This window comes from Domibacillus sp. (assembly GCF_031181085.1).
GTDB lineage: Bacteria > Bacillota > Bacilli > Bacillales > Domibacillaceae > Domibacillus.
This window is the reverse complement of sequence record NZ_JAPSLE010000003.1, coordinates 31,679-46,525: the sequence shown is the minus strand read 5'-3', so window position 1 is coordinate 46,525 and position 14,847 is coordinate 31,679. Positions and strand designations below refer to the sequence as shown.

Here is a 14,847-nt window from a genome sequence, read left to right as displayed (position 1 = left end):
TACCAGCCGCCTGGGGGGCTTCTTGTATTTCTTTGTCTCGATTGGAGCACTTTTATATGCAGGGTGCTGCTTTTTTTATTTTACAGCTCCATCGGAAACCCCTTTGATAATTTGTTTTTGTGCAAAGAAATACGCAATGATAACGGGAATAATCGAAATCGTTAAACCAGCAAGCGCTAAATGCCACTGCTTCGTATACTGGCCGAAGAAGTTGAACAGCTTTAACGGAATCGTGTCTGTGCCGTCGCCGCTGATCACCAGTGATGGAAGAAGGAAATCGTTCCAAATCCAAATCACGTTCAAAATCCCAACTGTAATAGAGATCGGTTTTAGCAGCGGGAAGATAATGTACCAAAATACTTGAAGCCGGTTGCAGCCATCAATCGTTGCCGCCTCATCAAGTGATTTGGAAATGCCTTTAAGAGCTCCGTGATAAAGAAAGATCGACAAGCTGCATCCGAAGCCAAGGTACATAAAAATCAGCCCGTAAAAGTTAAGCGCATTGGCTTTTCCGAAAATCGTAACGAGCGGAATCATAACAGATTGGAAGGGAATCAGCATGGCCGCTACAAACACAAAGAAAATGATACTGCTCAGCCGGCTTCCATTACGGGATAATGCATAAGCAGCCATAGCAGAGAAAAAGAGAATAACCGCTACGCTCAAAAGGGTTACAAGCACTGAGTTCACAAATGTCTGCAAAAATGTTAATTCTTCAAAAGCCTGCGTAAAGTTATCAAAAGTAAACTCTTCCGGCAGTTTTAGTGTATTGGTAAAAATCTCGCGTTTTGTTTTAAAAGCATTGGCAATCATTAAGTAGAAAGGAGAGATCCAAAGAAGAGCCAGTAAAATACCAATAATTTCAAGCGTCCAGCGTTTTCCTGACTTTTTCATTACATCTCCACCTCCTTTTTCTTATTAATGTACACTTGTGTTAATGAAATAATCGCCACAATGATGAAGAAGATAACGGCTTTCGCCTGTGCTTCTGCCATCTGGTTTAATTGGAAGGCCGTTTGAACAATATCCATGGCAACCATTTTCGTCGAGTCAAATGGTCCGCCGTTTGTAAGTGACAAGTTCTGATCATAAATTTTAAAAGCATTGGACAGCGTTAAAAACAAGCTGACCGTAAAGGCAGGCATAACAAGAGGGAACGTAATATTCCGGAAGCGCTGCCACGTATTCGCCCCGTCGATCTCTGCCGCTTCAAGCAAATCTTTCGGCACGTTTTCCAAGTACGCAATGTAAATAATCATGATATAGCCGGCCATCTGCCAGCTCATCAAAATAACCATTCCCCAGAACCCTGTCTGGGAGTCGGAAAGCCAGCCCTGCAGCCATTCAATGCCGGTTGCCCGTCCAATAGCGTCAAACACTTTTGTGAAAATAAACTGCCAGATAAAGCCGAGAATCAACCCGCCGATTAAGTTTGGCATAAAAAAGATAGTGCGAAGAACGTTTTTGGATTTAATGTAGGATGTAACAAGCATGGCGAGGCCAAGCCCCATAATATTGATAACGATAACGGAAGCAACGGAGAATTTAAATGTAAACCACAACGATCTTAAAAAGCCCTCGTCGCTGAACAGCTCAATATAATTTTTCACACCGATAAATTCTGCTGCATTTACCCCATCCCAGTCTGTGAAAGAGTAAATAATCCCGTAAATAAGTGGAAGCAGGACGACGACGCCAAGCGCAAATAAAACCGGCGCTAAAAAAAGCCAAAACATAAAGTCTTTGTTTCTCATGCTGCCTAAACCTCATTTCTGTTGAATTTTGGGAAAGAAAAAGATAACAGCTGAAACGTGCCTGTTATCTTTTTTCTTTTCATGGAATTACTGACGCGCTTTTTTCCAATCATTTTTCGCTGCTTGAATCGCTTCTTCCCAAGAAGCTTCACCTGCAAGATACTTTTGAAGATGTGCTCCTAAAATATCACTCCATCCAACTGGATAGCCAAGGAATACCCATCCTTGCGTATTTCCTTCTTCGGCATATTGATAAATCGTTTTAGAAAGCGGGTCGGCAATTTTATCTGCGTCGTAGCCTTCATAAGCCGGGATAAATTTAAATTGTGTTAAAACCACTTCTTTTCCTTCATCAGACGTGTATAGCCAATCTAAAAATTCTTTTGCTGCTTTTTGAGCTTCTTCATCTGCGTTTTTGTTTACAGCCCAGTACTGTGGAACACCAACCGGCATTTTCATTTCGCCGTCAACCGGGATTGGGAAGATGCCGACATTTTCAGCAAGCGCTGGATCCATCTGCTCGATTGTCGGGTATACCCAGTTTCCTTGCTTAATCATGGCTACGCGGCCTGTTGAAAACAGTTCTTCTACCTGCTGTGAATAATCAAGGCTCAAAACCGGCTGTACGGAATATTTGTTTTGAAGGTCAATATACTCCTTGTACTGCTCTGCTTTTGTAAATGGAAGTTCTTTCGCCTGGAATGCTTCCATTACACTGCCATTAAAATCGTCTGCGATAAAAGAGTTTGAACCGTGGTTTCCTTCTGTCCATTTTTCTTTTCCAGCAAAAGCAAACACAGCGTCAATGCCAAGCTCGTCCTTTTTGCTGTCCAGTGTTTGAACCGCTTTCGTTAAATCTTCCATCGATTTAATCGAATCTGCATCCACTCCGGCTTTTTCGAAAATCTCTTTGTTATAAACAAATCCGTATCCTTCCTGGTTGTATGGAAGGCCCAGCACTTTCCCATCTTCTGTCACACTTTCGAGCGTGCCTTCCAGCGCTGATTCAGCCGCTTTCGTATCACTTACATCTATCAATCTATCACGGTACTGCTGCACATCAACGGCTCCGTTAATATTAAAAATAGCCGGCTCGTCTCCCGAGGCAAATTTGGATTTCAGCGCTGAAGCGTAATCGTTCCCGCCCCCTACTGTTTGAACATTTATATCAACTTCCGGATGTTCTTCTTCATATTGCTTTGCGAGTTCCTCAAACTGGTCTTTAAACTCCACTTTAAACTGGAAAATATCTACGACCGTTTGATCGCCGCCCCCTCCGCCTGAACTGCCAGATGATTCTTCTTTTTTCTCAGCTGTTGAGCAGCCAGCAAGACCTAGAAACAATGCCGATGAAAGTACGAATGCTTTTTTTGTTAACACGTCATCTACCCCTTTGCAGTCTTTTTATTCGGCCGAAAACGGTAACCGCTTTCAACTTCTGAAACCACTATACCACCGTCACTATGAAAGCGTCAACATTTTTCAAGAAATCGTTTGCATGTTTTTCGCAAAGCCTTTCAATGCTAATTTAATAAGCTTTAAATTCTTGTATATACAAAGAAAATTTTAGATTCTTGGTGCAAACGATTGCTCTTCTTTTCACAATAAAGTGAAATAAAAAAACAGCCTTGGTGGCTGTTACAGTGTGCAGGGAAGGTCTTTCGCTTTTAAAAAGGAGTCGATAAGTGAAGCCGGCCGGACTTCACTAAGTGGTGTTGCAGAGCCATAAGCAAGGACTGAATAGACATTTTTTCTTTTTTAAACAGAAAGATAAACCCTTATGGGTTCTATCGCAAGCCACTTGGCGGCGAGAGGGCGGCGCAGACTTCTATGGGCTCAGCGCCTGCCCCATTGGAAAGCGGAGCTGCCTGGACGCCGCTGATCCATCTCATTCATGTGCACGGTCATCCATATCATCTGTCTACAATCTGAAACAGCTTTTACGGCTGTTATTCTACATTGCTATGAAGCTTAAAGGTTTGTTCGTGTGTCCGATTTTGTTTTTCTGCATAGTTCAAGCAAAGTACATCGAACAATACATGGGTGCTTTGATCAAAAAGTGAGCCGAGCGGCTGAATGCTTTTTCTTTCTCCTTCGTTCCGATACTTTGTAGCGGCCGGTACGTGAAGAATAGAAGAAGCATAGGAGGCAAGCGGAGACGCTGGATCCGTTGTGACGGCTATTGTTACGCATCCTAATTCAGCCGCCCTTTCTGCTATCCAGCATACACTTTTTGTTTTTCCAGAGCCCGACACAAGCACAATGACATTCCCTTTTTGAATAGATGGCGTTGTAGTTTCGCCAATGACAAAAGACTGGGCACCAAGGTGCATTAACCGCATCGCAAACGACTTTGCCATAAATCCAGACCGCCCTTCACCGAATACAAAGATTCGTTCAGCTGATGTTAGATGGTCCGCCACCCTTTCCAATTGCTCCTCTTGAACATGGCCGGTTACATCTTCAATTTCTGCCAGAACGGCTTTTATTTTTTCCTTCATTTTGATTCCTCCATGTTTAGCCGTTGTTTGAATGCAGCTGCCGCCCGGGCAGGATCCTCTGCTTTTGTAATGGCGGAGCCGATAATAAAAACAAGCGGGTTCATTTTTTTATACGCTGGCAGGCTTTCTAATGTAATTCCGCCCGCTACCGCTATTTTTAAGCCAGCCTGCAGGCCTGTTTCACTGTTTTGTTTTGTGCCAAGCTCCTGCTCGTCTTTGCTCGTGTGCAGACAAAGAATCGCATTATACCGGCTTAACATTTCCTGCTGAGCAGGTGTTGTATGAAGCAGATCGATCATCATTTGCTTACCTCTTTTTTCCGCTTCTGCTATGCAGGCTTCAATCGTCACAAGCGGTGCGGTTCCCATTACCGTCGCAATATCTGCTCCTGCTTCAAAACAAAGCTGGCATTCGTACTGCGCGTTATCATTCGTTTTCATATCGGCAACAATCACTTTATTCGGAAACACTTTTTTCATCGCCCGGACACTGTCCATACCAAACTCTTTAATAAGAGAGGTGCCGACTTCCAGCCAGTCGGCATGCTCTTCTGCCGCTGCCGCCATTCCAATGGCTTCTTCAATGGTCATACGGTCTAATGCCAGTTGTATGTTCACCGTATTCCTCCTAACTAAATCGGTTTATTAATCAAAGAAAAAGAAAGAGCTTTAATAAAAAGCTCTATTGGGCCGAATCCCGAATCAGCAGGCTTGTTTCTAAAACATGCGTCTCCGGGGTAACCGGCTTTTTCATAATTTGCTGAATCAACAGTTCCGCTGCCTTTGTTCCCATTTCGTAAGCCGGCTGTGAAATCGTTGTAATAGCCGGTTCGTAAATATCAGCAAATTTAATATTATCAAAAACAATCAACGCTAAATCCTGGCCAATCTTCAAGTTGTTTTCTTTAGCAAACTTCATGACTTCCATAAAAGATAGATCATTGGCCGCTATGAGTGCTGTCGGAGGATGCTGCTGAAACATTTCTTTCATAGATGGCACAATCGCCTCATAGGGAACGGATTTTACATATTGATCCTGAAACGGCAAGCCCCTTGCTTCTATCGCTTCCTTATAGCCTTCAAGCCGTTCTCTCCGTGTATACGTCGTCATTGGCGGCGTCACAAGCGCGATACGGTCATGCTTTTTTTCAACTAGATATTCTACTGCCTGGCGGACAGCTCTCCGATTATCGACTACAATAGTGCTTACTTCTACACCTTCTATCTTACGGTCAACAAAAACGATCGGATATTTTTCCCTTTCCAGCTGACGGTATAATTCCTGGTTGCCCCCGGACGGAAAAATGATCAGCCCATCGACCTGGCGTGCGCGCAGCATATCAATATACTTTTTTTCTTTTTCCGGATCGTCATATGCATTGCATACAATTGCATGGATGTCTTTTTTTTGACAGTAATCCTCAATAGCCTGGCACACTTCTGTGGAAATGCCATGGACGATATTGGCCACAATAATACCGATCATTGATGTTCTTTTTTGCTTTAAACTGCGAGCAATGACATTCGGGCTGTACGAAAGGTCTTGAACTGCCCGCTCAATTTTTTTCTTTGTGTCTTCGCTCATGTATTCAAATCGTCCGTTTAAAAATTGCGATACGGTACTTTTCGACACACCCGCTTCTTTCGCTACATCCGCCATTGTTACCCGTTTCATATGTCCTCTTCCTTTAAATCATTTGAATTTTCTTTTATACTACGCTTCTTTTTGCGCAATTCCAAGAGAGGAAGCGGACTCGGAACGTTTTTTTGGCTTTGCGCCTTTTACAGCAATAATCGTCAGGATAGCTGACAGGAATAAGGATCCTGACATAAACATGTAGGAAGCCCCAAATCCGCCGGTGGCCCCGTTCAAATAGCCAACGAAATAGGAACCTGCAAACGAACCGAGCGCACCCATACTATTGATCAGCGCCATCGCTCCTCCTGCTACGTTACGCGGCAGCACTTCCGGAATAATCGCGAAAAATGGCCCGTATGGTGCATACATGGCACCGCCGGCAATAATCAGCAGCACAAACGACAGCCAGAAGTGACTTGTGCCGATCATGTAGGATCCTAAAAACGCAAAGCCTCCAATTAAAAGAAACGGCCAGACAAACGCGGTGCGATTCTGCATTTTGTCTGAAAAATAAGAGACACTCAGCATGCCGACAATCGCCAATACATATGGAACAGAAGCAAGCCAGCCTGTTTTAACAATATTCATGTTCGGCGCGGCATTTAAAATGGACGGCAGCCACATCACAAAACCATATACACCAATGCTCCAAAGCGCATATTGCGCACTTAACAGGATCACGGTTTTCGAACGAAATGCTTCTGCATAGTTTTTAACCGGCTTGATTCCCTGCTGCTCTTTTTCAAGCTCCACCTGCAAGTCCCGCTTTTCTCCGTCTGACAGCCATTTAGCATCTTTCGGTTCATCTACAACAAGCTTCCACCATAAGAATGCCCAAACGACAGCTGGAAGCCCTTCTAAAATAAACATCCAGCGCCAGCCGACCGATTCAATTAAGTAGCCGGACAAAATGGACATCCATAAAACGGTGGCTGGATTTCCTAAAATTAAAAACGTATTCGCCCGGGAACGCTCGGCTTTTGTAAACCAGTGGCTTAAAAACACAAGCATAGACGGCATAACGGCACTTTCGACAACGCCAAGCAAAAAGCGGATAACAATCAAAAAGCGTACGTCGCTGACCATTCCTGTTGCCGTCGCCAGCCCGCCCCATAAAATCAGCGACCAGAAAATCAGTTTTTTGGCACTTCGGTTTTCAGCATAGTGGGCACCCGGCACTTGAAAAAGGAAGTAACCAAGGAAAAACAGAGAGCCAAGCAGCGCGGACATAGAAGCTGTAATATGTAAATCTTCCGCCATGCCTCCGGCTGCGCCGAATCCGTAATTGGCTCTGTCTAAATAAGCAAGACTATACGTAATAAAAACGACTGGAATGAGACGAAGCCATCTTGATTTAGCGAGCTGTGTTTTCATGGTATGCCACCTCTTTCTCAAATTTGTTCATAAACTGTGCCAATGTCAGCCGGTCCGGATATCCTTCATGATCGCCTGCATGCCCGACGGCCATTGCACCAATTGCGTTGCCGCGCCGAGCGCACTCCTCAATCGGCAATCCTTCGAGCAGGCCGCTTATCACACCAGCTGCAAAGCCATCGCCAGCACCAACCGTATCAACGATCTGTTCCACTTTATAACCCGGCACTACTGCTTCTTGAGCAGCAGTTTTTACATATGCTCCTTCACTTCCGAGCTTTACAATCACACACGGTACACCGCGCTTTCTATAAAAATCAGCGATTTCGTCGGGTTTCGTGTACCCTGTCAGCTGCTCTCCTTCTTCGATGCCCGGCAGCACGAGGTCCGCTTGGTATGCGGCTTCGTTTGTTACGCCAATCATTTCTTCCGCTGAAGCCCACAAGGAGAGCCGTAAATTGGGATCAAACGAAATGGTTTTGCCCGCTTTTTTCATAGTGGATAAAACCGATAAGGAAAACGCTCTCATTTCTGAAGACAGAGCAAGCGGGATGCCTGTCATATGCAGGTGGCGCGCCTGTAAAAAGTAAGCCGGATTCATTTCCTCTTCGGTTAGGCGGCTTGCTGCTGAGCCTTTTCGGTGATAATGCACATGCGGGTCGCCTTCGGTCACTTTGGACTTAAACTGAAAGCCAGTCGGATATTGTTCGTCCATCCATACATGATCTGTATTTACTCCTTCTCTTGCAAGAGCCGCTAAAATAAACGCACCAAACGCATCTTTCCCCATCTTGCTTGCCCAGCCGCTTTTAAAGCCAAGACGTGCAAGGCCGATCGCCGTGTTCGTTTCTGCTCCGGCGAGCGCCTGCGTAAACTCGGTTACTTCGTGCAGCGGGCCCGGAGTTTTCGCCATAAACATTGACATCGCTTCGCCAAATGTTACAACCTCTATGGTAGTCATTGTACAACCGCCTTCTTTTTTTCGATATAGTTTTTATAAAGAAACAGATCGTTCATGGACAGCGGAAACTCAAGCGCTACTGGAACTGTGGCAGGCAAAAGCTCTAAAATGATTTCCCAGTCAGCGCTTTTCCCGAGAGGAATGGCAACGGTTTGAAGCCCTTCCGGTGTTTCGTTCACCTGCTTTACATGAAGGTAACGAATATAGCTTTTCAATACATGAAATGCTTTTTGAACCGATTCACCTGTGTACCGCCAGTTTCCAGTATCAAATGTAAGGCCGGCTTCCATTCCTTCCTCGGAACAAATTTCTAAAAAGTCAGCCAGCGGCTTAATTGTTCCGCCCTGCTTTGTTTGATCATTTTCAACAAGCCACTGCGTTCCAGCGGGAAGAGCTTTGCGAAAAAAATGGTCCATTTCTCTTACATTAGATTTTCCCTTCATAAACGAGCCGAGCGGAAGCTTTAACGTATCCGCCCTTATTTCTGTCATTTCCTGAACGACTATCTGCAGGTTTTCCTTGTTAAAAGCTCCGTCTGCCTGAAATAGTTCAACAGGTGCAGAATAAACCGTGTAATGCTCCGTTTGAAATTGTTCCAGCGGCCTGTCTGAAGGAGTAAGAAGCTCACGCCGAATTTCGACTCCTTTGATATCGCTTTCAATAAGCTGTTTAAAAAGAAAAGCCTGGCCATTTTTCTTTACTTCTGCTTCGTCAAATGCATTCATCGGAATAACAATCATTATTCTGCACCTCTTTTTATAAATCGATTTACTAAACCGGTTTATTAGATTATATATCCGTGTAAGCGTTTTATCAAGCTTTTTTTTATCCTTTTTTGCTCAAGAAAAAACAGGGCTTTGGCAACCCTGTTTCAGATTGTAGGCAAATAAAATCTTTTGTTAAAGTAACTCTTCGCTTCTCTTTGATGCAAGGAATGCGGGCTGTTGGGATGAGAGCCGATAAGGCGGCAGGCGCTGAGCCCGTCTTTGCAGCACACCGCCGTCTTTGCGGTTAAACAAGACTGCACAGCTTAATAGATACACTTGCCCTATCATCAAAGTGGTAAAAGCGCAGGTGGAGATGCTCTTTTTGCTGTTTTTTCGAAACACAAGGGGAAGCCGGCCGGACGAAGACTCCTCCGGGATGCACAGTGAGTCGGGAGACCCCGCAGGCGCATACGCCGAGGAAGCCCCAGCACTGCCCTAAGGGGCGCAAAGTCCGGCCGGCTTCCCCTATCGGCTCTCTTTAAGAAGTACTATTTCCTGAAAAGCCACCTGCCGTTTTCAACAGTGAAAGCTTTCATAAAAAAAGATTGACGACTTTGTCGTCAATCTCAAACAGGGCTTATGTCGCCCTGTTTTTATAATTCAATTTTTCTTTTGTCATGACTGCTTTCGAGCGCCGCTTCAATAACGCGGATCGTTCGTACGCCTTCCTCTCCCGAAACCGGGCACGGCTTTCCATCCCGAATACATTGATAAATCTCTTTATAATAACGCCGGTAATCACCTGGAAGTGTTACGATTTTTTCATCTCCTTCTTTTGTATAAAGCGTCCCATACTGGTCAATCCGATCCATTCCCCATTCAGGACTTTCCAGGGACTCTCCATTTATCAATTCTTCTTCCTGAGGGTCTTCCCCCCGCTTCATAAACGTTCCCTTTGTACCGTGCACTTTATACTTGGCGCCTTGCTCCACTGTAATCATACCGCTGTGTAAAATCACTCGTTTCGTTCCGTACGTTAAAACAAGATGGAAATAATCATCTACGAGTGCATAAGGGCGCTGCTTTTGAATATCTGCCGTTACACTATCAGGCATCCCAAACAGTGACAGGGCCTGATCAATCAAATGGGCCCCAAGATCATATAAAACGCCGGAAGCCGGCTTTTTCTCTTCACGCCAGCCTCTGGCAATCACCGGCTCAAAACGGTCATAGTGTGCTTCATACACGTAAACATCACCCAGCCGGCCCTCTTCTATCATTTTCTTGACAGTCAGGAAATTTCCGTCATACCGGCGGTTTTGAAAAACACTAAGCATCACGTTATGTTTCTTTGCACAGTCAGCAAGCGTTTCTGCTTCTTGAACGGTTGGTACCATCGGCTTTTCGACAATGACGTGTTTTCCTGCCTCAAGCGCCTGCTTCGTAATATCAAAGTGAAGACTGCTCGGTGTGGTTACGACCACAAGCTCTACCTGAGCGTTATTTAAAACGTCGTCCATTTGCTGGACAACGTCTATAGATGGAAAACTCTCTTTTAATTTCTCTCTTTTAGAAGACAAAATACTGACAAGCTGAAACTCCTCCATTTTGTTTAAAAATGGAGCGTGAAAGGTTGAGCCTGAAAATCCATACCCGATTAACGCTGTGCCGATTGCCTTCAAAACGCCATCTCCTTTATTCTCGTTTTTTTACACTCATTCCCTTTCTATTCTTTATTCAAACGAAAGACGCTTAATGTGCTCGATAGAGTGGTACATATAGTATAATAAGGCAGAATGTGAACAGAACCTTTTCATTACTTTTGAGAGGATTGACTTATTATGGCCCGCAACGATTACCAGGCAATGCTTTCTAAGCGGATGGAAAAGGAGTTTTCCAGTTGGTTTGAACAAGATCATATCCAAGAACGGGATTTATACCGTTTTTTACATACGATGAAAGGCACAGCAGGCACAATTGGCATGGAAGAAATGTCTGCTTTTTGTGCATCACAGTTGGAGACACTTTCTGAAGCAAGCGAAACGACTATTCCGGTTCGTTCATTAAAAAACTTTATTTTTTTAATGAGAAGTTTTTTCAATAAGAAAGAATTAACAGCCCAGCCTGAAGTGCAACAGCCCGAAAATACGCTTCACTCCATCGAAGAAAACAGCGGCTTTATTTTATTGATTGATGAAGACGCAGAATCCGCTTCTTTTATTAAAGAAACACTAGAAGAAAATGGTATACAAGTGGTAATTGCTTTAAATGGAAAACGGGGAGTCGAACTTTTTTATACTCTTCAGCCTCATATGGTTGTCGCCGATGTTCAGCTTCCAGATATGAGCGGATTTGACGTACTGGCGCAAATTGGCGATATTGCCCGAAGCCGTTATGTTCCTATTACATTGGTAAGTACGAACAATCCGGTCGAAAACACCATTCGCGCTTATGAAATGAGTGCGATGGATTTTATTCAGAAACCGCTTAATATGAGCTTATTTGTCCCTTATATTTCTAACCGATTAAGAAACAAATCGGCTGTTTCACAGTCTGCACTGACCGATGAGCTGACAGGTGCAGGCAACCGGCGCCAGTTCACACAAACGCTTACGCAAATGTCTGCTTTAGCGGAACGAAAACGGCATACATTTACGCTTGTGATGCTGGATCTGGATTACTTTAAAAGAGTAAACGATCAATATGGGCATCCTGCAGGCGATGAAGTGCTTCGCCGCTTCAGCTCTATCGTGCTGACACTCAAGCGGGAAACCGACTATTTCTTCCGTTATGGCGGGGAAGAATTCGCCTTAATTTTAGCAGATACGACTCCTGAGGAAGGCACTGTCTTAATCGAACGGATTCGTGCTAAAATGGCCGAAACCGAATTTACTGTCCCGAGCTTTGATCCTTTCTATGTGACGTTTTCGGCTGGTGCAGCTGAATACAGAATCAATGAATCTACCGTTTTGGCGGAAGCGGACCAGGCGTTATACAAAGCAAAACGAAACGGCCGAAATCAAACGGTTATTTATGAAATCGACAGCAGTGATGTTAAACGCCATTTGAATATTATGATTATCGATGATGACCTTCTCATGCGAAAAATGTTGTCGAAACAGTTTTCCGGCTGGAAGCCAAATGAAATCGATGTGGTTGTTCATGAATATCCGGATGGCATTACCTTCCTGGAGTCCGATTGGTACAAGGCCGATGAGAATTATATGATTCTCTTAGACGGCATTATGCCGAAAATGGATGGTCTTGAAGTGCTGTCAAATGTCCGCAAACGGTTCCCGGATGACAACATTGTCATATCGATGCTGACAGCACGGACAAATGAAGCAGATATTGTTTTAGCGCTAAAAAGTGGAGCGGATGATTATATTGTAAAACCATTTCACCCGCAGGAAGTGGTCGCGCGTGTACAGCGCTTGACAAAGAGGATGTTTAAATGACCCTCTCTTTTTTCCTTCTCCTGACGGCGATCTTACTTCTATTTCAAATGGGACTGCTCCTTTATTTGGTCATCCGCAAACGTAATAGACAGCGGCTGGAAGAAGAAGTAGAAAGCCAGTACTCTCATTTAACGGAGCCGTTTGCTTCCTATATGATGGATTCATCAGACGCTCGATTTCTTTATGCCGTCAAATCGATTCCTCATCAACAGATTGTACTGGAACGGCTGTTAAATGGCTACGTGGCATTTACAAAAGGAGGCAGCGCTTCGCCTTTAGTGCAGCGGCTGTCAGAGGAATTTTTAACGGAAAACTATACATGCGTATTAAGTCAGCGCAACTGGGCACGGAGAGTGAACACCCTTCATTACATTGAGGATTTTCATATGCGCTCTTTAGCACCTATCCTGCGTGAACGGCTGAAGCAAGCCGGGACACTGGACGTGGAAACCCAGCAGCTCATTCGTACACTGGCTTCTCTAAATGAAGATGTTGTCATTGAGGAGTTAAACCGCTTTTCGAATGCGCCTGTTCGGCTGTTTGTAGATGTGTTTCACCGATTAAATAAAACGAATGCTGAAAAGCATGTAAAAACAGCGCTTGAAGGTGAAAATGAGACAATCAAACACGCTGCCTTCACTTATATTGCTTATTCAGGGGCGATGACTTTTTTGCCGCAGGTAGAAAAAGAACTGGCCAGCCCTCAAGTCGAAACAAGAATCCAGGCACTCAAAACGATCTTTCGGCTGGAGTATTTGTCAGAACCGGATTTGCTGGCTCCCTTTTTTGATTCTCCCTTCTGGACAGAACGGATGTTTGCAGCCCGAATTGCAGGTATTATGCAGTTTTCCCGCTACAAAAAGAGTTTAAGTACGCTGCTTGGCGATTCAGTTTGGTGGGTGCGCTATTCAGCGGCAGAAGCATATACTCATTTTTCAGATGGAGATGTGATTTTAGCGCACTTATCTGAGAATCACCCTGATCGCTACGGCCGGGATATGGCTGCCCAGTGGCAGACATTTCGACCTGGAGGTGCCCGATAATGCATACATTTTTTCTTATTCTTTCATACGTTATTATTGCTTATATGCTTTTTTCAAGCTTAAGCTATATTCTTTTGTTTGGGCTCGCTTTTCGAAAAGTATACAGAGAAAGTGAATTAGACCCGCGCGAGACAACGGAGGATATTGCCGGAAATGAACGGACTTTTCCGGTCTCTATTTTAGTTCCGGCCTACAATGAGGAAGTCGGCGTAGTCAGCACAGTCCGCTCGCTTTTAGCGCTTGAATATCCGGAAAAAGAGATTATTGTTATCGATGATGGCTCAAAGGACCAAACTTCGGCCCGCATGATTGAAGAATTCCAAATGACGGAAGTATCTTTTGCCGTTCGTGCTTATTTGGAAACGGCTGAAATCAAAACAATCTATCAATCCTCTATTTTTCCATATATCCGCTTAATCAAAAAAGCCAATGGAGGCAAAGCAGATGCTCTTAACGCCGGTATTAACCTGGCATCTTACCCTTACTTTTGTGCCATCGACGGTGATTCGGTTTTAGAAAACGATGCACTGCTGAAAACAATGAAGCCGATTATTGAGTCGGACGGCCAAATTATTGTAACCGGCGGCTCGGTCCGGATTGCCAATGGCTCGACGATTTCAAGAAGTAAAGTTGAAACCATTAATCTGCCGAGCCACCCGGTTGTACTCATGCAGATCATCGAATACTTCCGTGCTTTTTTAATCGGCCGCCTTGCGCTGAGCCGGATGAATATCCTGCTGATTGTCTCCGGGGCATTTGGTGTTTTCCATAAAGAACGGGTCATCCGCGCAGGAGGATACAACAGGAAAACAGTCGGGGAAGATATGGAGCTTGTCGTCAGGCTGCACCGGCTGCTTCGGGAAGAAAAGTCCAAGCAGCGGATTGAATATATCCCAGATCCTGTATGCTGGACAGAAGCGCCAGAATCCCTTGAGGTGTTGCGTTCTCAGCGGATTCGGTGGCAGCGCGGGTTATGGGAAACACTTTGGACACATAGAAAAATGATTTTTAACCCTGCCTACGGTTCAATCGGACTTCTGTCTATGCCTTATTTCTTACTTGTGGAGCTATTAGGTGCTGTTTTTGAACTGGGCGGATACTTTATGATTTTTGGCGGGTTCTTTTTTTCCTTAATTGATCCCAAAACAGCCGGCATTCTGTTTTTAGTGACCATTTTTTATGGGTCATTTATTTCTGCGCTGGCTGTACTGCTGGAGGAAATGACGCTGCATAAATATCCAAAGGTTTCTCACTTGGTTCGGCTTTATTTCTGGGCACTGACAGAAACGTTTTGGTATCGGCCTTTTATGGTTATTTGGCGCATCCAGGGAATCTTTGCCGCTTTCCGTAAAAAGCACAATTGGGGCAATATGAAACGAAAAGGAATTTCCACATAACTCAGATGGAGGCG

At 44.5% G+C, this 14,847-nt stretch carries 13 protein-coding genes; 3 read left to right on the top strand and 10 right to left on the bottom strand.

Going from position 1 to position 14,847, the window contains the following annotated elements; genetic code table 11:
* Window positions 1-75: 75 nt before the first annotated feature.
* The 10 genes from RIN81_RS06105 to RIN81_RS06060 all read right to left on the bottom strand — a co-directional run bounded on the left by RIN81_RS06105 (window position 76) and on the right by RIN81_RS06060 (window position 10,617).
* Window positions 76-894, bottom strand: coding sequence for a carbohydrate ABC transporter permease (locus tag RIN81_RS06105; RefSeq protein WP_309088381.1), 819 nt, complete (start codon window positions 892-894; stop codon window positions 76-78).
* Window positions 894-1,754, bottom strand: coding sequence for a carbohydrate ABC transporter permease (locus RIN81_RS06100; RefSeq protein WP_309088379.1), 861 nt, complete (start codon window positions 1,752-1,754; stop codon window positions 894-896). Before RIN81_RS06100 ends, RIN81_RS06105 begins: the two co-directional genes overlap by 1 nt.
* Window positions 1,755-1,841: 87 nt before the next feature.
* Window positions 1,842-3,134 carry an ABC transporter substrate-binding protein gene (locus tag RIN81_RS06095; protein WP_309088377.1) on the bottom strand — a complete coding sequence of 431 codons (1,293 nt, stop codon included), beginning with the start codon at window positions 3,132-3,134 and terminating at the stop codon, window positions 1,842-1,844.
* 569 nt (window positions 3,135-3,703) lie between these two features.
* Window positions 3,704-4,255 carry a 6-phospho-3-hexuloisomerase gene (gene hxlB / locus RIN81_RS06090; protein ID WP_309088375.1) on the bottom strand — a complete coding sequence of 184 codons (552 nt, stop codon included), beginning with the start codon at window positions 4,253-4,255 and terminating at the stop codon, window positions 3,704-3,706.
* Window positions 4,252-4,872 (bottom strand): 3-hexulose-6-phosphate synthase, encoded by a 621-nt coding sequence (hxlA, locus tag RIN81_RS06085; protein WP_309088373.1) that lies wholly within the window; start codon window positions 4,870-4,872, stop codon window positions 4,252-4,254. Before hxlA ends, hxlB begins: the two co-directional genes overlap by 4 nt.
* Before the next feature lie 64 nt (window positions 4,873-4,936).
* Window positions 4,937-5,929, bottom strand: a complete 993-nt coding sequence (locus RIN81_RS06080) for a LacI family DNA-binding transcriptional regulator (protein ID WP_309088371.1) — start codon at window positions 5,927-5,929, stop codon at window positions 4,937-4,939.
* Between the two features lie 39 nt (window positions 5,930-5,968).
* A complete protein-coding gene (locus tag RIN81_RS06075) occupies window positions 5,969-7,267 on the bottom strand; it encodes an MFS transporter (RefSeq protein ID WP_309088369.1) in 1,299 nt (432 codons plus the stop codon).
* Window positions 7,248-8,228: a sugar kinase gene (locus RIN81_RS06070; RefSeq protein WP_309088367.1), complete on the bottom strand. Its 981-nt coding sequence runs from the start codon at window positions 8,226-8,228 to the stop codon at window positions 7,248-7,250. The genes RIN81_RS06075 and RIN81_RS06070 overlap by 20 nt, the downstream gene beginning before the upstream one ends.
* The gene (locus RIN81_RS06065) at window positions 8,225-8,968 is read right to left on the bottom strand and encodes a hypothetical protein (protein ID WP_309088365.1); all 744 of its coding nucleotides are present in this window, start codon (window positions 8,966-8,968) and stop codon (window positions 8,225-8,227) included. Before RIN81_RS06065 ends, RIN81_RS06070 begins: the two co-directional genes overlap by 4 nt.
* A gap of 620 nt (window positions 8,969-9,588) precedes the next feature.
* Entirely contained in the window at window positions 9,589-10,617 is a 1,029-nt protein-coding gene (locus RIN81_RS06060) for an oxidoreductase (RefSeq protein ID WP_309088363.1), read from the bottom strand.
* Between the two features lie 159 nt (window positions 10,618-10,776).
* Here RIN81_RS06060 and RIN81_RS06055 point away from each other — a divergent pair, with 159 nt between their 5' ends.
* From RIN81_RS06055 to RIN81_RS06045, 3 genes are read left to right on the top strand one after another with little or no spacing between them, the layout of a single operon-like run.
* Complete coding sequence (locus RIN81_RS06055) at window positions 10,777-12,393, top strand: diguanylate cyclase (RefSeq protein ID WP_309088361.1); 1,617 nt, start codon at window positions 10,777-10,779, stop codon at window positions 12,391-12,393.
* On the top strand, window positions 12,390-13,436 hold the full coding sequence (locus RIN81_RS06050; protein ID WP_309088359.1) for a HEAT repeat domain-containing protein: 1,047 nt from the start codon (window positions 12,390-12,392) through the stop codon (window positions 13,434-13,436). Before RIN81_RS06055 ends, RIN81_RS06050 begins: the two co-directional genes overlap by 4 nt.
* Window positions 13,436-14,833 (top strand): glycosyltransferase family 2 protein, encoded by a 1,398-nt coding sequence (locus RIN81_RS06045; protein WP_309088357.1) that lies wholly within the window; start codon window positions 13,436-13,438, stop codon window positions 14,831-14,833. Before RIN81_RS06050 ends, RIN81_RS06045 begins: the two co-directional genes overlap by 1 nt.
* Window positions 14,834-14,847 lie beyond the last annotated feature (14 nt).

Bases quoted from the DNA above. Each gene is read 5' to 3' on its own strand.
- RIN81_RS06045 (WP_309088357.1), top strand. From the start codon at position 13,436: ATGCATACATTTTTTCTTATTCTTTCATACGTTATTATTGCTTATATG.
- RIN81_RS06055 (WP_309088361.1), top strand. From the start codon at position 10,777: ATGGCCCGCAACGATTACCAGGCAATGCTTTCTAAGCGGATGGAAAAG.
- RIN81_RS06075 (WP_309088369.1), bottom strand. From the start codon at position 7,267: ATGAAAACACAGCTCGCTAAATCAAGATGGCTTCGTCTCATTCCAGTC.
- RIN81_RS06070 (WP_309088367.1), bottom strand. From the start codon at position 8,228: ATGACTACCATAGAGGTTGTAACATTTGGCGAAGCGATGTCAATGTTT.
- RIN81_RS06100 (WP_309088379.1), bottom strand. From the start codon at position 1,754: ATGAGAAACAAAGACTTTATGTTTTGGCTTTTTTTAGCGCCGGTTTTA.
- RIN81_RS06080 (WP_309088371.1), bottom strand. From the start codon at position 5,929: ATGAAACGGGTAACAATGGCGGATGTAGCGAAAGAAGCGGGTGTGTCG.
- RIN81_RS06105 (WP_309088381.1), bottom strand. From the start codon at position 894: ATGAAAAAGTCAGGAAAACGCTGGACGCTTGAAATTATTGGTATTTTA.
- RIN81_RS06050 (WP_309088359.1), top strand. From the start codon at position 12,390: ATGACCCTCTCTTTTTTCCTTCTCCTGACGGCGATCTTACTTCTATTT.
- RIN81_RS06065 (WP_309088365.1), bottom strand. From the start codon at position 8,968: ATGATTGTTATTCCGATGAATGCATTTGACGAAGCAGAAGTAAAGAAA.
- hxlB (WP_309088375.1), bottom strand. From the start codon at position 4,255: ATGAAGGAAAAAATAAAAGCCGTTCTGGCAGAAATTGAAGATGTAACC.